The organism is Algimonas porphyrae (genome assembly GCF_041429795.1).
In the GTDB taxonomy this organism is placed as follows: domain Bacteria; phylum Pseudomonadota; class Alphaproteobacteria; order Caulobacterales; family Maricaulaceae; genus Litorimonas; species Litorimonas porphyrae.
In genome coordinates this window covers 2,642,508-2,660,200 of sequence record NZ_CP163424.1, presented here as the reverse complement: position 1 = coordinate 2,660,200, position 17,693 = coordinate 2,642,508, and the positions used below count along the sequence as shown (strand labels likewise).

Sequence of the window (17,693 nt, the reverse complement as noted above, 5' to 3'; positions counted from 1 at the left end):
TGTGCTAGAGCAATGTGAAACTGATCCGCGTGGGGGCGACATGAAAATACGTGTTGATCGCATCTGGTCCGATGAAGACGTCACCATAAGCGAAATCTTCATCGATGATGAATTTTTCTGTCATGGTCTCGAAGATGAGTATCGCGCTGAAAAAGTGCCGGATGAAACCCGCATTCCGCTAGGCGAATATGCCATCACACTACGCACAGTTGGTGGTTTCCATCAGAGATATCTGAGCCGCTTTCCGGATCTCCATCAGGGTATGCTGTGGGTCCGGGACGTGCCAGGCTTCACCTACATACTGATCCATATTGGCAATACAGAAGATGACACGAGCGGGTGTCTGCTCCTCGGCGTGGCCGATTTTCCCGGCAAACGGGTCCTGTATTCTGCAAGGACCTATCAGCGTTTTTACGCGCAAGTCTGGGAAGCCGCCCGCGATGACGATCTGACGATCGAATTTCAGGATCTGGACCGGGAATGATCGGCACTGTTCAGTTAGTATGCTGACAGTTCTACGCTTTCGAGACGTCCTCCGAATTGAGCGCTTGGAATCGCATCTTTTGATTTCCAATTTCAGGAGTGTTAGCGCGATGTCACAGTTGAGGTTGCAGAATGATCAGAGACAAGTCGCTCATTATCATAGCCGTTTCTGACTATAAGGGCAGCGGGACGTATGGCGATCTGCCCGGCGCAATAACGAGCGCCAAGAATATGCAGGCCTGGTTTGAAGACGGCGGTCCCGACAGGGATTACAGGGTGCTCAGTATAACCGATGAACAGGGCGAAGACGTTACGGTCGACCGCATCAACAGGGAGGTGAAAGCATTCCTTGAAGGCGATTTCATCGATCGCATCATTGTTTACTTCGTCGGGCATGGCCTCATGCACGGCTATGAACGCTTCTGGCTTCTCTCCAATTATGATCAAAATCCTGGTCAGTGCTTATCTGTCAGCCAGTGTTTGAAGGTCCTTAAAACCTACAATATTGGCAAGCACAATACTGATTTGGAAAGCGGACAGATCTGTATAATCTCAGACGCTTGCAGTAATATTGGAACAAGCACTCACTTTCCTGTCGGAAACCCGATAACCTCGAAAGGCGGTGGATCTACCGATTATGCTGAGGTCGATCTGTTCTATTCCAGCAAAGGCGGTGATTTCAGTCTGCATGTCGATGATCCTGATGAGAATGGCGGCGTTCCTTACACGCTATTTACACACCATTTTCTGAAAGGCCTTTCGGGTGACGCGTTGAGTTCATTTGATCACCCTAAAGGGACCGTTGTTACAAGTCAGTCTCTGGCCCGATACATTACGAGGACCTTCTCGTCGCAGAGTGAAGGCCTGACCGCCGATGTCAGGGCAGAAGTCTTGCCGGGCTTTTATCTTGATAATGATTTCTATTACCGCTTGCCTGCTCAGACATCTGTTCCGCCATCAACAACAGACGGCTTAGACCACGACTCCCTTGACAGCGGAATATCCCTGCCGAGCGTCTCTGACGATCCAGCGATCTTCGAGGACCAAGTTCCTGGCCTTTCGATACCGACCGATGGCTTCGGACAGATACCGATTTTTGATCAGCCCGACGATGCGACGGGTGCGCCCGTTCATCAAACCGACGAGTTTGATGATGATGAAGATGATCTTGAGTGGGAGATGGATTCTGATGCCGTGCAGATTGAGCCGGGCTTCGCAGATTATGTTGATCGGTTCAGCCCGTCCTTCAACGATTTCATGGAAAAAGCCTCAAGTGACTTCTTTCAGGTCAGAAACCCTGGAGGGGGCGATCCTTATGCGGTGAGGTGCATGTTCGGCCTGACAGACGAAAAGCCGCGTTCCCTTCGTGTTCTGAACGACGGCGTGTTCGACTGGAGCCCATTTATCGCGCCTTCGGACACGAATATGCTGATGCTACAACCCGATCGGGAACGGTATTGCGATCATACTGTTTTCTACCAGATGCAGGATCGCTGGCTCCTCATGCCGCAATTTCCAAGAACGATCGCCTGCGTTCATGACGACTATCCGCTGGATATTTTCTACTATCTGCAATGGGAATACTATTGGGATTATTCGGCGGTCGATGCGCTCAATAACAATCCGCCCTCGTCCGCAACACTTATCAGGGCCTTATCAAATATGATCGAAGACGATGAAGAAGGGTCTCTCTATGACCTGACGCGCATCGGTTATCTTTACGATCGCAATAACGATGTTGATAATATCCTTCGCACCGTTCACCATATTATCCATGATTTAAATTTTGATCTGATCCAACGTATTCCTTTTGACCTGGCGGCTCTGTCGGCCTCTAGGATAACGATTGAAAATGAGAACGGTCATTACAAGGCCTATGCCGATTTCCCGGCTGTGGCTGCCATTAGTGACCAACGTCGCGAGCAACTTGAAGACTTTCTTCGGCCGCGCCAAGCCGTCTCCGATTCTGCATTAGAGCCGCTTGAGCGAGTGCCGCTCTGGGGCATTATGCCGGCCTTCAGTGCAGGGTGGCGGAATATGGATTACCGCGACACGCTGGATCTTCCGGATATCTACCGACAGCTGATACCGGAAGTGGGTCATCGGACGACCACGAATATGAGCCAACGTGGCATGGACATGCTGTGCGAGCGCTTCGGGATGTACGCATTGACCCTCAACCCGTCAGCCTGATCTGCGAAGGAGACTGCTATGACAAAGCTTATTTTTGTTCACGGCATCAACAATGAAAACCGTGATGACCGGCCAAATTCAGCCGATATCATTCGCGAGACGTGGTTGGGCGCGATCTCTGACACGGCCACACGGATGGGCGTCGAGCTGCCGGGCGGTATTGATTGCTGCGCGGCCTTTTACGGTGACGAACTCGCAGACAGTTCCAGCAATTGGGACAGTGATCTGGTGAATGTCAGCACGATGGGCTCAGCGTCTTCCGATGCCGATTATGTCGATGATGGCGTTATGGCTCTGTACCGGGAATATCAGCGTTTCTACAATATCCAGGATCGGGACGTCTTAGCAGAGCTCGACGAGCGTGATGACGTCCATTACGTCAGAATGGCCGGCGGTATTCATAAATCGTGGCTCAAAGCCATTACGCGAGCGCTGGAAAAGGTCATTCCGACTCGAGGGCGCTACATTGCCAAGGTCGCGCTGCGACAGGCCGCAGCCTATCTTCACAAGCGCGGACTGAAAGAGCAAATCGACGATATCGTCATGGATCAGGTGTTCAAGACTATCGGGACTGATGAAAAAGTTATCGTCGTTGCGCATTCTCTGGGAACCGTCGTGACATATGACTTACTCAGACGTCTTCGTCATACCCTGAATGTTGACCTTTTTCTGACGCTGGGTTCGCCTCTGGGTATTGAGATCGTTAAAGACCGACTTGGCCCGCCTTTATTGTTTCCGAAGAATGTCAAACGCTGGGTTAATGGCGCAGACAATGAAGATTTTGTTGCGCTTTACCCGCAGCTGAACAGGCGCACATTCGGCGACGACACGATCATCAATATCTCCAACCTCGATAATGGTTATGAGGATGCCCACAGCATCACACAATATCTCTCCCACCCTGAAGTCATCGCTGAGCTAGTCTCAGCGATGAAGCTAAGCTAACGTTGCAACAAGCCACTCCACATGGCTGTCTGTTTCGGGAAGGAAACACCGTTTCGTGGCTCCGCAAGCAGGACTCGAACCTGCGACAAGCTGATTAACAGTCAGCTGCTCTACCAACTGAGCTATTGCGGACCACCACGAACGGTGACGCGGTATATAGCGCGGGCGTTCGGGACCTCAAGCGGCGATTTCATCTTTTGTGCGAAAAGACGCGGATGGCTGCTCAAAAAAAAGGGCGCCGAAGCGCCCGAAGGTATTAGGTGAATGGTGGGTGTCTTCGAAAAGACTTCACCCGCGTAAACAAGCAGGGTTAATCAAAGCCTAACAGAAGCAAATTTTGCGTAAATTTTCAGGCTCCGCTAAGGAAGGGTCATGAAGACGATCAAGACTTATCGCGAATTCTGGCCCTACTATCTGCGTGAACATGCCAAGCCAGCCACGCGCGCCTGGCATTATGTCGGCACCATGATCGCCATTCTGGTCCTGCTGACCGTGATCGTGACGGGACGCTGGTTGCTGTTGCCGCTCGTTCTGGTCTCGGGTTACTTTTTTGCCTGGCTGAGCCACGGCTTGATCGAAAAGAACAAACCCGCCACCTTCACTTACCCACTCTGGTCACTCATGTCCGACTTCCGCATGCTCTATTGTTTCCTGACCGGACAGATGGGCCGCGAGCTTGAAAAGGCGGGTGTCAGGGCGGTTCAGACCGCCGAATAAACGATCCGTCCGTCCTTGAAGGTATGACGCACGCGCCCGGTCATCCGGCGACCATCAAAAGGCGTGTTCTTCGAGCGTGACAGCAATCGTTCGGAGTCGAGTACCCAAGGTTCGGTCGCATCGAACAGGACTAGATCGGCGGGTGCCCCTTCGCGAAGCCGACCACCTTCCAGTCCGAGCAAATCGGCCGGTGCGACCGTGACGGCGCGCAGAAAGGCCATCAGGTCCAGCTCTTCTTCCGCGGCCAGCTTCAGACCGACCGGTAGAAGCAGCTCCAGCCCGACCGCGCCGGGCGTGGCTTCGGCATAGGGCAGGCGTTTGCGGCCTGCGCTCTGCGGGTCGTGGTCGGACACGATAATATCGATCGTGCCGTCTTCCACGGCGCGTAGCAGCGCTTGACGATCACGTTCTTCCCGCAAGGGCGGGTCCAGCTTGGCAAAGGTCCGGTAGTCGCCAATGTCGAGCTCATTCAGCGCCAGATGATTGATCGAGACGGAGGCGGCGACGTCGATATCGCGCCGTTTGAACCGGCGCACACTGTCAGCCGTTTCGGCGCTGGAGATCAGGTCGAGGAGCAGGCGGCCTCCGGTCAGCTCCGCCAGTGCCATGTCGCGTTCAGCCATGATCCGTTCCGAAACGGCGGGCGCAGCGGGCAGGCCGAGCCGCGCCGCTACATCGGATTCATGCGCGCAGCTTCCGTCTGACAGGGACGGCGTGACCGGGCTGTTGCTGATGAGGGCATTGAAGGTTGCCGAATAGGCCATCAGACGGCGCATGATACCGGCATCCTCAACCGGATTGGGACCGGACGCGAACAGGACGGCCCCTGCCTCGCTCATCAGGCCGATTTCGGTCATGGTCCGGCCATCCAGCCCTTTGGTGAGCGCCCCGGCAACATGGACATCGATGTCGAGTGATTCGCCCTTGCGCATGATGAAATCGACGAGCGACATATCGTCGATGATCGGTTCGGTCTGGGGCTGCACGACGATTTGTGTGACACCGCCGGCGAGCGCCGCACGGGCGGCGGATGCCAATGTCTCGCGGTTTTCCTGACCGGGCTCACCGGCCTTGACCCGCGCGTCGATCAGGCCCGGTGCGCAGGTCAGGCCGCGACCAGCGAGGACGTCGCCCCGCACAGCCACGTTACCGAGCGCGGCGATCCGCCCGTCTTCGATCCGGATGTGGCCCGTTTCGTCGCGTCCGCTTTCGGGGTCCAGAATACGGATATCCGTCAGGGTGAGAGGGGTCATTGAATGCCCTCCGCCAGCGCGTGCAAAATGGCCATGCGCATCGCGACGCCAGCAGCCACCTGCTGCGTGATCAGCGATATGTCCGGATCGTCGGCAACGCCGGAGCTGATTTCGACGCCGCGATTTATTGGTCCCGGATGCAGGACGACGGCGCCGTCCTTGGCATAGGCCAGCTTGGACCGGTCGAGCCCGTAAAAGTGAAAATATTCGCGCTGGCTGGGCACGAAGGACCCGCTCATCCGTTCCAGCTGCAGCCGCAACATCATGATCGCATCGCACCCGGCCAACCCATCTTTCATATCGTGGAAGACATCGACGCCCCACTGATCGGCATCGGTCGGGATCAGTGTCGGGGGCCCAATCAGCCTGACTTCGGCTCCGAGCATATTCAGCAGCTGAACGTTCGACCGCGCGACCCGGCTATGTAGAATATCACCGCATATGGCGATGCGGATGCCAGAGAAGTCACCATCGAAGGCCTGTCGCAGGGTCAGCGCGTCCAGCAGGGCCTGAGTCGGGTGTGCATGGGTGCCGTCCCCGGCATTGATGACCGAACAGGAAACCTTCTGAGCCAGCAGGGATGGGGCACCGGACTGACCATGACGCACGACCAGCAGGTCCGGGTTCATCGCATTCAGTGTTGCCGCCGTGTCGAGCAGGGTTTCGCCTTTTTTAACCGATGAACTGGCGATCTGCATGCTGATAACGTCCGCGCCAAGGCGACGGCCCGCAAGTTCGAACGATTTTTCTGTCCGGGTCGAGTTTTCAAAGAACAGATTGACCAGCGTCTTGCCCGCCAGCACGTCGCGCGGGCCATGTTTCTGGACATCCAGATCGGCATAATGCGCACCGAGCGCGAGCAGATTTTCAATATCGGCGCGGTGGAAATCGGAAATATCGAGGCAATGCCTCTTGCTGAACTCATATCCCTCGAATGGGGTCACGCAGCGCTCCAATTCAAAACTTTCCGGGGCTTAGGGAGGCCGGCGCGTAGAGTCAATCAGGACACGGCGCGCCGATCTAGGCCCGGAGTTTGTCCAGCACCCCTTGCAGGATGTAGCCAGCAGCCATGGCGTCAACCTTTTCGGCGCGACGGGCTCGGCTGACATCGGCATCAATCATGTTGCGCGTGACAGCAGCCGTCGACAGGCGTTCGTCCCAGAGGAAGATCGGGAAATCCTCCAGGCGCAGTAGATTGTTGCAGAAATCCCGGACGGACTGAACGCGCGGCCCTTCGGACCCATCCATATTGAGCGGCAATCCGACGACAAGAGCGCTGCATTCATTGACATTGTAATGTTCGATCAACTGCGCGGCATCAGGCGTGAATTTGCGGCGTTTGATGGTCAGCAAAGGCGTTGCGATCAGTCGCGTCCGATCTGAAATGGCCAAGCCCAGCGTCTTGGTGCCCGGATCCAGACCGAGCAGGGGGCCCTGCGTCGTTGCAAGCGTATCCAGATCGATCAATGCCATGGCAGCGCGCCTAGCCGGAGGCGAAGAGCGGAGCAAGCTGTTGGAGAAGTGCGCCGAGCAGTGTCAGCCCCAGCAGGACGGACAGGACCAGCCGGGTCCAGAGCGCCTTGAACCGCCGCCAGAGGATAGCGGTGCAGGCCATTACGATGGCGGCTTCGACCAGTGACACCCAGCGGGCATGCAGATTGATGTCCCAGTAGGAGACCGGGCTGTAAAAGCGCCAATCGCTCAACGGCCAGAAATGCCGATAGGCATCATGCCCGTGCACTGGCGCATCGAGGGCGATGTGCAACAGGGCGGCTCCAGCGAAAACAGCCAGATAGAGCCCCCAGTATCGATGACGTTGCCACAGACCGAAGATCAGCAGCAGGGCGAAGATCGGAACGCTGTTGAAAAGGGCAATTCCCGTCTGCATCGGCGCTTCGAAATAATGCTGATTCCAGATCGCGCTCCAGTCCCGTCCGACAATCCAGTGCTGCCAAGGCGCCCAGAGAAAGATCACCGCATCCGGGAGGAGCGCTCCAGCCAGAACCCAGCGATTGCGGATTTTTGCATCGCGCCGCGACAGGCAAGCAAGGGCGACAAGGGCGTGGGTCGGCGTGTTCACAAAGCCGGGCTAGCTCTTGGCGGCGTGAATGCCCTGATAGGTGTCGCGGTAATAGGTCTCGATCGCAGCATTGTCGGCATCGATGTCGCCTGTCAGCGGCCAGAATTTGTCGAGAACGACCTGACGGTTCGGGGCATCTACACCGACCAGGAAGACCGGAACATTGGCGGCGTATGCGATCCGCAGATAGCCCTTGCGAAAACCGCCGACCTTCGAGCGCGTTCCCTCGGGCGTAATGCCCAGATGCAGCTTGTCGCGCCGGGCAAAGGCGTCTGCCGTCTGCTCGACAATATCCTGTGCGGCTTTCCGGTCGATCGGTATCCCGCCCATCTTTTTCCAGAGCCATCCCAGCGGCCAGACGAAGGCTTCCTTCTTCATCATCCAGGACAGGCGCAGATTCCATCCCAGCATCATCCCCATAGCCAACCCCAGGTCCCAGTTGGACGTATGCGGCGCACCGATTGTGACCAGCTTGGGCACGTCTGGCCACTCGCCCTTGATCCTCCAGCCCATCAATTTCAGCAAAGTGAGCCCGATCCACCGCGTCAGACCGTTGCCTTGGCGGGGATAATCGGTTGCGCCATCGATTGTTGTGACGGGTGTAGGATCGCTGCTCATTAGGGCATTGCTATCATGGTTCAGGGTCGTGGGCGAACGGCGATTGCGGCCCGTCCTTCACGACTGCTTTATTGCGGTTTTTACTGGCGCTCAGGATTGACCCCGACCCAGGTCGCGTCGACATAATCCTTGATCGCTTTGGCATCGGCATCGATATCGCCCGTCAGCGGGAACTCCTTGTCGAGCACGACATGCTTGTTCGGCCCGTCAAAGGCACAGATGAAGACCGGAACTTTGGCGGCGTAGGCGACCCGCAGAAAGCCTGTCTTGTATTTATCGACCTTTGCGCGTGTGCCTTCCGGCGGAAAACCGATACAGATTCGGTCATTCTCTTCGAAAATACGGGTCAGCTGGCGGACGACATTGCTGCCTTTCGAACGGTCGACCGGATAGCCGCCGAGCGCTCGGAAAATCGGACCCATCGGCCAGAAGAACCACTCCTGCTTGATCAGAAACGTATATTTGAAACCGCTGGCGAGCATGGCGAGCGACGCCGAGATCGCGTCCCAGTTGGATGTATGCGGAACGCCGATAATGACGAATTTCGGTGCATCGGGCATGCGCCCTTTCAGCTCCCACCCGATCAGCTTCAGACCGACCGAGCCGACCCAGCGCGTGAACGCATTGCCCATGCGGGGTGAATGCGGAGACATATGGGGATTGTCATACTTCATGATCTGCGCGCGATAGCGATGTGCAAGGCGGGTTTCAACGGTGAACCCGCTCTGTTAGCGCATCTGAAGGCGCGTTTTGCAGATGACGTAAGAGGTTCGTGAATGTCTTTGAGACGATGGTGCGCTGCAGCTACGATGTTTCCGGTTACACTCGCTCTTGCCTCGATCGCTCTGGCGGGCCCGCCGAGCGCCCGCGATTTCGCCATGAAGCGCACCGCCATGATGATGGAAATGAGCCCTGAGGGAGGGAAGGTTGCCTATATCGCGCGGTCGTTCGAGACGATCTGCCGGACGACGCGTCTGGAACGGCTTCCGCCCGAGCGGTGCAAGCCCGACGAGCGGGTTTCGGCGCCCGTGGACCGGCTGCTGGTCAAGGACATCACCGATCCGTCAATGCCCGTGCTTCGGAAGATTTCGATCCCGGACGACTATAAGGTCAACTGGCTGGAATGGAGTTCGCCGGACACGCTACTGATGTCGATCGAGACACGCTGGGTTATCGGTGCGCGATACTACCGACAGCCGATCGGTCGCATCCTCGCGATAAAACTGGACGGCAGCAAGTTGATGAGCGTGCTGTTCGGTGAAGAAGAGAAGCTACGCGACAGTAACGTCAAACTCTCAGGCGTAGTCGACCTGCTGCCGGATGATCCGGATCATGTCGTCATGGGTGCGCGCCGGAATGGCGACTATGACCTGTTCAAGGTCAACATTGATGACGGGACCGCAGAACGGATCGCCAAGGGGCATCCCCTTACGATCAGATGGTTCACGAACAAGCAGCACAAACCCGCCGTGCGGATGGATTGCGCGACGAATACGTGCCGCGAAATCAAGGTCCATCGCCTGAGCGACGGTGAAGTGCCCGAAAACCCCGATGCGAAATGGGGCGAAGTCCTGACGCTTGAAGTCGAGCAGCGCGGAGACGAAGAGGTCCAGACCATGACGTGGGTGGCGGCGGCGGATCATCCCGATCAATTCTATGTCGAAGTGGAGGGCGAGGACCAGTCCCACAGAGCCATCAAGATTTTCGATGTCCGGACCAACCGATTCGTGAAGGATGTGTTCTCGGACCCCGATCATGATGTCGGCGGGACCCTGATCAATGCGAAAACGGGAGATTATGCGGGGGCCTATCTCTGGCGCGATCGGCTCGAATATCACCTTGTCGATACGGATCTTCAAACTCATATGGACAGGGTCAATGCCCATTTCGGGGACCGGGCCAATGTCATCATAGCCGGATTTTCCGAAGATCGACGCCGCGCCCTCGCCTTCGTGTCGGCACCGAACGATCCGGGCGGCTATTACATCTATGAATTTGACGACCAGTCGCTGACGCAAATTGTCAGTGCCGCTGAGGCGATCCCGTCCGAACTGCCTTCACGCACGGATATTGTGTCGATCCCGACGCGCGATGGCCAGGCGATCACGGGCTATCATACGCGGCCATTACAGAACGGCGAGCCCGTGACGGCGGCGCCGTTGATCGTGCTGGTGCATGGCGGGCCGGAAAGCCGCGACTATTTCGACTATGACCGGGATGTGCAGTTCCTGACGTCGCGGGGGTATCAGCTGCTCCAGATCAATTTCCGGGGCTCATCGGGCTATGGCCGGACGTTTGCCGAAGCGGGCTACCGGCAGTGGGCCGGGACGATGCATGACGATGTGATCGACGCGACCCGGTTCATGGTGTCCAGCGGGCACGCAACGCCGGACCGGACCTGCATCATGGGGCACTCCTATGGTGGTTACGCCGCCCTGTTTGCAGGGGCCAAGCGCCCGGATCTCTTCGCCTGTGTGATCGCGGGGTCGGGTGTGTCGGATCTTTATCAATCCCTCAAGGATGACCGCAGGACCTATGGCAAGAATTCAAGCACCTTCGAATATTGGACGAAATCCATTGGCGATATGAAGACGGACCGGGCCGAGCTTGAGGCGGCGTCCCCCGTCAATCTGGCCAGTCGTTTCGACGATCCGGTTCTACTTGTTCATGGCGAATATGACCGCATCGTCGATCTCGATCAGTCCACAAAGATGCAAAAAGCGCTCGAGAGAGCAGGCAAGTCCGTTGAAAAGCTGGTTCTGCCCGTCGGGCATCGTCACGATAGCTGGTCGATCGAAGTCTCCACGACCTATTTCGAGCGACTGGAGGCGTTTCTAGGTGGGGTTTTCCCGGAAACGACCGCAGCGAATTAAACTGCTCAGAGGTGTGACCGCCACCAAATTTGCGTGATGGGCGCGGCGTTATGACGTCAAATGTCAAAATTCGGATGTTTTCATAAGCGTATGAATGACAACCGCACGTTACATTGCTACACGTGATCCGGGTATGACGCGCCAGATCGCGTCCAGTGCGATAGGAGGGATGCATGCGGGTAGGGTCACGGACAGCCAAAGTGGGACGCCGCGTTCTGGCGGCGCTCACCCTCTGCCTGATCACACTGACAGCAACCGTGTCGGCTCACGCGCAATCGGTCACTGATTTTGCCGGGGCGACCTATTTCGAGCATGTCAGCCTGAGCCCGAACGGCAATCTCTACTCAATGGTCCGGTTCAACCGGGATGGATCGTCTGAAGCGCGTATCTATGATCGACGAACCCTGCAGCGCGTCGGCGGGCTCACCATTCCCGAAGGGATGAGTTTTACTTGGGTGGAATGGGCGTCGGACACCACGATCCTCGCCTCCGTTTCCACGCAATTACGTGTCGAGGGACGCAAAATTCATCTGCCCACAGCGCGTATTTTCTCGCACGATATCCGGGATCGGCGGAAGCCCGTCATTCTGTTCGAAAATGAAGAACGCATTCTGAATACCAATATCCGCCTTAACCGTGTGGTCGACATGATGCCGGATGATCCGGATCACATCGTGATGGGGGCATGGCGAAACGGCGACTTTGATCTGTTCCGGGTCAATGTCGAGACGGGCGAAGCCGAGCGTATAGCCAAGGGCCGCGACATGACGTTGTCCTGGTTCACGGATGTGACCGGCCGTCCCAGCCTGCGGTTCGATTGTGCGACGAATACCTGCCGGAAAATCAATCTCTACACGCCTGAAGATGGGGCTGATCCGAGCGATACGCGGACCCGGTGGAAGCTGCTGCGCAGTTTTGTGCAGAACAATTCCGAAGACGATAAATTCATGGACCTGCAGCCTTTGGGCCCGACAGCCAATCCTGACGAGTTTTTCGTTCTCGACGGGCGGGACGAGCAGCCCCGGCGAGCTGTGCGGGTCTATAACATCCGGACCAATGAATTCGTCGAGACATTGTTCGAGGACGATCGTCATGATGTCAGTCATGCGCTGATCGATCCTAAAAGCCGCGCCTATATGGGGGCGCAGATCTGGCGCGATACGATCGAATATGTCTTGGTCGATGCGACCCTGCAGGATCATCTCGACACACTGAACGGCTATTTCGAAGGCGACTGGAACGTGTCTTTCAGCAAGATCGCTGACAATGGCAGCGCGGCTCTGGTCTATGCCAGCGCGTCCGATGAGCCCGGGGCCTACTATATCTACGATTTCAAGGCGAAGGACACGAAACGTATTGCCCGAAAGAATCGCAGCCTGCACAATGCGCTGGAGGCTGAAACGGAGGTACTGGACATCCCGGTCCGCGACGGGACGACCCTGACAGGGTACCTCACAGTGCCCGGGAAGAACTCCAAGGGGCGTCTGATCATGATGATACACGGCGGACCCGAACAGCGCGACGTTCTGGACTATGACCGCGACGTGCAGTTTCTGGCATCGCGCGGCTATGCTGTTGCGCGTGTCAATTTCCGCGGCTCCAGCGGATATGGCCGCGCCTTTGCCTCGGCGGGATACCGCCAATGGGGCGGTGTCATGCATACGGACGTCATCGACGCGACCCTGTGGCTGCAAAAGCGGCAGGATATCGCCGGATCAGAGACCTGTATCATGGGCTATTCCTACGGGGCCTATGCCGCGCTGCTGGCCGGCGCTTTGCAGCCGCAGCTTTATACCTGCATCGTCGCAGGCGGAGGGCCGAGCGACCTCAATCAATTCCTCAAAGATGAGCGTAAGACGCATGGCCGCAATTCGCCGCAACTGGCCTATTGGGAAAAGGCGATCGGGGAACGCAAGGCGGATAAGGATCTGCTGGCTTCCATATCCCCGATCAATCTGGTGGATCGTTATGAAGATCCCGTGCTGCTGATCCATGCGACCTATGACAATACGGTCGAGATCGACCATTCCAAGGATTTGGAGAAGGCGCTGAACAAGTCGGGTCGCTCGGTTGAGCTGCTGGAGCTTTACGGGGGGCATACGCATGGGACCTGGCCGCGAAGCAGCCGCGTCGCCTATCTGAAAAAGCTGGAAGCTTTCTTTGCGACACATCTTGCACCGTCGGCCTCTGATCCCGCAAAAGCGGATGCGCCCTGATCGCCGTTATGCTGTAATTCTGTGCCTCGCTGAGATCAGCTGCAGCCCGCGACGCGCTAATGCTTGCGACTGACTGTCGCCATTGGTAACGGGCCGTTCCTTAGACAATGGGAGGGCCGCGTGGCCGAACCTCACACGAATGATTCCGGGGCTGTCAGCAGCGACGATGTCAGGAAAATCGCCCGTCTGGCGCGTCTGCATGTGGAAGATGCGCAGTGCGGCGGCATCGCCGATGATCTGAACGGCATTCTGTCCTGGATCGAACAGCTGAGCGAGGTCGATTGCGACGGGGTTGAGCCGATGACCTCCGCCGTCGCCATGAAAGCGCCGATGCGTGCGGACGAAGTCACGGCAGGTGGCATCCGTGATCAGGTCCTCGCCAACGCACCCAAGTCCGAAGACGGCTTTTTCGTCGTTCCGCGGTCCGTGGAGTAGATCATGTCGGACCTTACCAAACTCACGCTTGCGGGCGCGCTGGACGGCATGGCGTCCGGAGAGTTCTCGTCTGTCGAGCTGACGGATGCCCATATCGACGCTTGCGAAGCGGCCTCGGGTCTGAACGCTTTCATCACGCCGACCTTCGATCTGGCCCGCGATCAGGCGAAAGCGTCTGACGCTCGCCGGGCGTCCGGCACGGTCGGCAAACTGGAAGGTGCGCCGCTCGGCGTGAAGGACCTGTTCTGCACCGAAGGCGTCAGGACGACTGCAGCCTCGAAAATTCTTGGCGACTTCACCCCAACCTATGAAAGCACTGTCTCCGCCAATATGCAGGCGGACGGGATGGTGATGCTGGGCAAGCTGAACCTCGATCAGTTCGCCATGGGCTCGGCGAATGAGACCTCCTGTTTCGGACCGGTCATCAATCCATGGAGAAACGGAGAGGACCTCGTACCCGGCGGCTCATCCGGCGGCTCGGCGGCTGCCGTGGCCGCCGACCTCTGTCTCGGCGCGACGGCGACCGATACGGGCGGCTCCATCCGCCAGCCGGCAGGCTTTACGGGCACGGTCGGTATCAAGCCGACCTATGGCCGCTGCTCGCGTTATGGCATCGTCGCCTTTGCCAGCTCGCTGGATCAGGCCGGACCGATTGCCAAGACCGTCGAAGACGCGGCGATCCTGCTGGAGTCCATGGCAGGCTATGACCCCAAGGACAGCACCTCGATCAACGCGGATGTGCCGGACTGGCGTGCCTGCGTCGGGCAGTCCGTCAAAGGCCTGCGCGTCGGCGTACCGCGCGAATATACGATGGACGGTATTCCGAAGGAGATCGACGAGGTCTGGGCGCAGGGCGTGGAATGGATGCGCGACGCGGGCGCGGAGATCGTGGATGTTTCCCTGCCGCACACCAAATATGCGCTGCCCGTCTATTACGTCGTCGCACCGGCGGAGGCCTCCTCCAACCTCGCGCGTTACGATGGGATGCGCTACGGCCTGCGGGTCGAGGGTGAAGACCTCGCCGACACCTATGAGCGGACGCGCATGGAAGGTTTTGGCGATGAAGTCCGCCGCCGCATCATGATCGGCACTTATGTGCTGTCTGCTGGCTATTACGATGCCTATTATCTGCGCGCGCAGAAGGTCCGCACCAAGATCGCGGATGATTTCCGCCAGGCGTGGGAAAGCTGCGACGTGCTGCTGACCCCGACGGCGCCGAGTGCGGCTTTTCCTGTCGGTCGCAAAATCAACGATCCGATCCAGATGTATCTCAATGACGTGTTCACAGTGACCGCAAACCTGGCGGGCCTGCCAGGGATCAGCGTTCCAGCGGCGCTCGATGGCAACGGCTTGCCACTAGGCCTGCAGGTGATCGGTCGCGCGCTGGATGAAAGCACGGTATTCAAGGCAGCCGGGGCGCTGGAGCAGGCGGCTGGGTTTACTGCGAAGCCGGAGACGTGGTGGAAAAAGTAATGTGGGGACAATTTAGCTGGCCGGAATTTGTTCAAATTCTACCAAATTATCTAGTCGTTGGGATGACTGCCCTTCTTATTTATATGACAGTCTTTCAAATCAAAGCTGCACGTGGTGATGCTAACAGGCGTGCTGCATTTGATTATTTCATCAGAGAAACCAACAATGACGAATTCAGAGAACTACGCGAAAAAGTTTTTCGCGTAGTTAATTCAAACAAGAATTCAGGCGATATGCTGAAACAACTCCCAAATGATAATCCCGACATGGTTGCGGTTAGAAAGTATCTCAACCGACAGGAAGCTTTTGCGGCAGGAGTGTTAAATGGGGGCTTGTGCGAAGAATACTCAAAAAATCTAATTGGTTCCAGATTTGTGCAGGATTGGAAGTTCTTCGAGCCATATGTTTGTGAAGCTCGAAGTATATCTGGGAATGATAATACGTACGGATATTTCTGCGAGCTTGCTCGAAAATGGAGTAAGGAAGGAGTAAGTTGATGTTCATTGCCCCCCGCGTTGCAGACGAAAAAGACTGGCTCGAAGGCGAGACTGGCCCTTGGGAGCTGATCATCGGGCTGGAAGTCCATGCTCAGGTTGCATCGAACGCCAAGCTATTCTCCGGTGCGCCGACGGCGTTCGGGGCGGAGCCGAATACGCAGGTTTCGCTCGTGGATGCGGGCCTGCCGGGCATGCTGCCGGTCGTGAATGAATTTTGCGTGGAACAGGCCGTCCGCACCGGGCTGGGGCTGAATGCCAAGATCAACAAATTCTCCCGCTTCGACCGCAAGAACTATTTCTACGTCGACCTGCCGCAGGGCTACCAGATCAGCCAGTTCGAGCATCCGGTCGTCGGCGAGGGAGAGATCGAGATCACGCCCGAAGGCGGCGAGCCGGTCACGGTCGGGATCGAGCGGCTGCACCTCGAGCAGGATGCGGGGAAATCCATTCATGACCTGTCGCCTGACGAAACCTATGTGGACCTTAACCGTTCCGGCGTGGCGCTGATGGAAATCGTGTCCAAACCAGACATGCGCTCCGCCGCCGAAGCCTCGGCTTACGTCGATGCGCTGCGTCAGATCGTGCGGGCGCTCGGCACATGCGACGGCGACATGGAGAAGGGCAATCTGCGCGCCGATGTGAACGTGTCGGTCCGCAAGCCGGGCGGCGAACTCGGCACGCGCTGCGAGATCAAGAACGTCAACTCATTGCGGTTCATTCGTCAGGCGATCGGCTATGAAGCCCGACGCCACATCGAAATTCTCGAAGCGGGCGGCGAGATCGATCAGGAAACGCGTCTGTTCGACCCGAACAAGGGCGAGACGCGGACCATGCGCTCCAAGGAGGACGCGCACGACTACCGCTACTTCCCCGATCCGGACCTGCTGCCGCTGGAACTCAGCGATGATTTCATCGCACGGATCAAGGCCGATTTGCCCGAACTGCCGGCCGCGCGTAAAGCCCGCTTTATGGAGCAGTACGGCCTGCCGGATTACGACGCCGGCGTGCTGACAGCGGACAAAGCGACGGGCGACTATTTCGAGGCCTTGGCATCAGGCCGAGACGCCAAGATCGCGTCCAACTGGATGATGGGCGAACTGTTCGGGCGCTTGAATAATGATGAACTCGGTATCGACGATAGTCCTGTCTCTGCGGACACGTTGGGAGGTCTGATCGACCGGATCGCAGACAAGACCATTTCCGGCAAGATCGCCAAGGATGTGTTCGCCAAAATGTTTGCGGGCGAGGGCACGGCAGACGCGATTATCGAACGCGATGGCCTCAAACAGGTCACCGATATGGGCGCGATCGAAGCCATGGTCGACAAGGTTCTGGCCGACAACCCGGATCAGGCCGAAAAAGCCAAGGAAAACCCGAAACTACTCGGCTTCTTCGTCGGTCAGGTGATGAAGCAGAGCCAGGGCAAAGCCAACCCTCAAGCCGTCAACACATTACTGCGGGGCAAGTTGGGACTCTGAGGCTGCCTCAGGTGCTGCATTTCGTCGTCTTCTGTTAATCCTTGCATTCGACAGGTCTCGCCAACGTCTATTGGGGCGGGTATGTTACACCTTGAGATTGTTGTTGCGCTAACACTCTTCCTGCTGAGTTTGTTTGGGAGAACATAGCTGCGCGGACTGCATCCTGCGATCTGGACAGGCTGGGTCCCGTGACTCTGGCTGCTTTCGAGGATGCTGGGGACGTCCGGACGAAATAGAGCCAATGTCGCGACAGGTTCGAAGGCGATCTGTCACGGTAATGAAAGATACCGAAGAAATGGTCATGGCGATGTTTGCGACGCTGACGGCTTATCAGTCCCGTCCCTATGGAGAGTTGATAGCGTTGGATGTCCCTCGCTTATGGAGAGCGATATTCTGGATTGTGACAATCACAATGCGCGAGCCAGTCACATC

The 17,693-nt window shown here is 57.2% G+C and carries 16 protein-coding genes and 1 tRNA gene; 10 read left to right on the top strand and 7 right to left on the bottom strand.

What is annotated here, in order from left to right; genetic code table 11:
- Positions 1–40 precede the first annotated feature (40 nt).
- The 3 genes from AB6B39_RS12930 to AB6B39_RS12920 all read left to right on the top strand — a co-directional run bounded on the left by AB6B39_RS12930 (position 41) and on the right by AB6B39_RS12920 (position 3,621).
- Positions 41–484, top strand: coding sequence for a DUF5675 family protein (locus tag AB6B39_RS12930; RefSeq protein ID WP_284373745.1), 444 nt, complete (start codon positions 41–43; stop codon positions 482–484).
- Between the two features lie 131 nt (positions 485–615).
- On the top strand, positions 616–2,676 hold the full coding sequence (locus AB6B39_RS12925) for a hypothetical protein (RefSeq protein ID WP_371398616.1): 2,061 nt from the start codon (positions 616–618) through the stop codon (positions 2,674–2,676).
- Positions 2,677–2,694: 18 nt separating this feature from the next.
- Positions 2,695–3,621, top strand: a complete 927-nt coding sequence (locus AB6B39_RS12920; RefSeq protein WP_284373741.1) for a hypothetical protein — start codon at positions 2,695–2,697, stop codon at positions 3,619–3,621.
- 56 nt (positions 3,622–3,677) lie between these two features.
- Here the strand turns inward: AB6B39_RS12920 and AB6B39_RS12915 are convergent.
- Positions 3,678–3,753 (bottom strand) — tRNA-Asn (locus tag AB6B39_RS12915).
- Between the two features lie 240 nt (positions 3,754–3,993).
- Between AB6B39_RS12915 and AB6B39_RS12910 the strand changes: the two genes are divergently transcribed.
- Positions 3,994–4,338: a DUF962 domain-containing protein gene (locus AB6B39_RS12910; protein WP_284373740.1), complete on the top strand. Its 345-nt coding sequence runs from the start codon at positions 3,994–3,996 to the stop codon at positions 4,336–4,338.
- On the opposite strand, the gene pyrC is transcribed toward AB6B39_RS12910, so the two are convergent.
- The 6 genes from pyrC to AB6B39_RS12880 form a co-directional block, all read right to left on the bottom strand.
- Positions 4,323–5,591 carry a dihydroorotase gene (pyrC, locus tag AB6B39_RS12905; protein WP_284373739.1) on the bottom strand — a complete coding sequence of 423 codons (1,269 nt, stop codon included), beginning with the start codon at positions 5,589–5,591 and terminating at the stop codon, positions 4,323–4,325. The two genes, AB6B39_RS12910 and pyrC, sit on opposite strands and share 16 nt — an antisense overlap.
- Positions 5,588–6,535: an aspartate carbamoyltransferase catalytic subunit gene (locus tag AB6B39_RS12900; protein WP_371398615.1), complete on the bottom strand. Its 948-nt coding sequence runs from the start codon at positions 6,533–6,535 to the stop codon at positions 5,588–5,590. Before AB6B39_RS12900 ends, pyrC begins: the two co-directional genes overlap by 4 nt.
- A 76-nt stretch (positions 6,536–6,611) precedes the next feature.
- Entirely contained in the window at positions 6,612–7,064 is a 453-nt protein-coding gene (ruvX, locus tag AB6B39_RS12895) for a Holliday junction resolvase RuvX (RefSeq protein WP_371398614.1), read from the bottom strand.
- Between the two features lie 10 nt (positions 7,065–7,074).
- Complete coding sequence (locus tag AB6B39_RS12890) at positions 7,075–7,671, bottom strand: hypothetical protein (protein ID WP_284373732.1); 597 nt, start codon at positions 7,669–7,671, stop codon at positions 7,075–7,077.
- Between the two features lie 9 nt (positions 7,672–7,680).
- Entirely contained in the window at positions 7,681–8,289 is a 609-nt protein-coding gene (locus AB6B39_RS12885) for a 1-acyl-sn-glycerol-3-phosphate acyltransferase (RefSeq protein ID WP_371398613.1), read from the bottom strand.
- 80 nt (positions 8,290–8,369) lie between these two features.
- A complete protein-coding gene (locus AB6B39_RS12880; protein WP_371398612.1) occupies positions 8,370–8,963 on the bottom strand; it encodes a 1-acyl-sn-glycerol-3-phosphate acyltransferase in 594 nt (197 codons plus the stop codon).
- A gap of 135 nt (positions 8,964–9,098) precedes the next feature.
- Between AB6B39_RS12880 and AB6B39_RS12875 the strand changes: the two genes are divergently transcribed.
- The 6 genes from AB6B39_RS12875 (at position 9,099) to gatB (ending at position 17,261) form a co-directional block, all read left to right on the top strand.
- Complete coding sequence (locus AB6B39_RS12875; RefSeq protein WP_284373726.1) at positions 9,099–11,162, top strand: alpha/beta hydrolase family protein; 2,064 nt, start codon at positions 9,099–9,101, stop codon at positions 11,160–11,162.
- Between the two features lie 200 nt (positions 11,163–11,362).
- Positions 11,363–13,378 (top strand): alpha/beta hydrolase family protein, encoded by a 2,016-nt coding sequence (locus tag AB6B39_RS12870; protein ID WP_371398611.1) that lies wholly within the window; start codon positions 11,363–11,365, stop codon positions 13,376–13,378.
- Between the two features lie 120 nt (positions 13,379–13,498).
- Complete coding sequence (gene gatC / locus AB6B39_RS12865) at positions 13,499–13,813, top strand: Asp-tRNA(Asn)/Glu-tRNA(Gln) amidotransferase subunit GatC (RefSeq protein WP_284373722.1); 315 nt, start codon at positions 13,499–13,501, stop codon at positions 13,811–13,813.
- 3 nt (positions 13,814–13,816) lie between these two features.
- Entirely contained in the window at positions 13,817–15,286 is a 1,470-nt protein-coding gene (gene gatA, locus AB6B39_RS12860) for an Asp-tRNA(Asn)/Glu-tRNA(Gln) amidotransferase subunit GatA (protein ID WP_284373720.1), read from the top strand.
- Positions 15,274–15,783, top strand: coding sequence for a DUF4760 domain-containing protein (locus tag AB6B39_RS12855; RefSeq protein WP_284373718.1), 510 nt, complete (start codon positions 15,274–15,276; stop codon positions 15,781–15,783). The genes gatA and AB6B39_RS12855 overlap by 13 nt, the downstream gene beginning before the upstream one ends.
- On the top strand, positions 15,783–17,261 hold the full coding sequence (gene gatB, locus AB6B39_RS12850) for an Asp-tRNA(Asn)/Glu-tRNA(Gln) amidotransferase subunit GatB (protein ID WP_284373716.1): 1,479 nt from the start codon (positions 15,783–15,785) through the stop codon (positions 17,259–17,261). The genes AB6B39_RS12855 and gatB overlap by 1 nt, the downstream gene beginning before the upstream one ends.
- The last annotated feature ends 432 nt before the right edge of the window (positions 17,262–17,693 follow it).

Coding starts and splice junctions, on each gene's coding strand:
- AB6B39_RS12930 (WP_284373745.1), top strand. CDS start 41: ATGAAAATACGTGTTGATCGCATCTGGTCCGATGAAGACGTCACCATA.
- AB6B39_RS12925 (WP_371398616.1), top strand. CDS start 616: ATGATCAGAGACAAGTCGCTCATTATCATAGCCGTTTCTGACTATAAG.
- AB6B39_RS12920 (WP_284373741.1), top strand. CDS start 2,695: ATGACAAAGCTTATTTTTGTTCACGGCATCAACAATGAAAACCGTGAT.
- AB6B39_RS12910 (WP_284373740.1), top strand. CDS start 3,994: ATGAAGACGATCAAGACTTATCGCGAATTCTGGCCCTACTATCTGCGT.
- pyrC (WP_284373739.1), bottom strand. CDS start 5,591: ATGACCCCTCTCACCCTGACGGATATCCGTATTCTGGACCCCGAAAGC.
- ruvX (WP_371398614.1), bottom strand. CDS start 7,064: ATGGCATTGATCGATCTGGATACGCTTGCAACGACGCAGGGCCCCCTG.
- AB6B39_RS12885 (WP_371398613.1), bottom strand. CDS start 8,289: ATGAGCAGCGATCCTACACCCGTCACAACAATCGATGGCGCAACCGAT.
- AB6B39_RS12880 (WP_371398612.1), bottom strand. CDS start 8,963: ATGAAGTATGACAATCCCCATATGTCTCCGCATTCACCCCGCATGGGC.
- AB6B39_RS12875 (WP_284373726.1), top strand. CDS start 9,099: ATGTTTCCGGTTACACTCGCTCTTGCCTCGATCGCTCTGGCGGGCCCG.
- gatA (WP_284373720.1), top strand. CDS start 13,817: ATGTCGGACCTTACCAAACTCACGCTTGCGGGCGCGCTGGACGGCATG.
- gatB (WP_284373716.1), top strand. CDS start 15,783: ATGTTCATTGCCCCCCGCGTTGCAGACGAAAAAGACTGGCTCGAAGGC.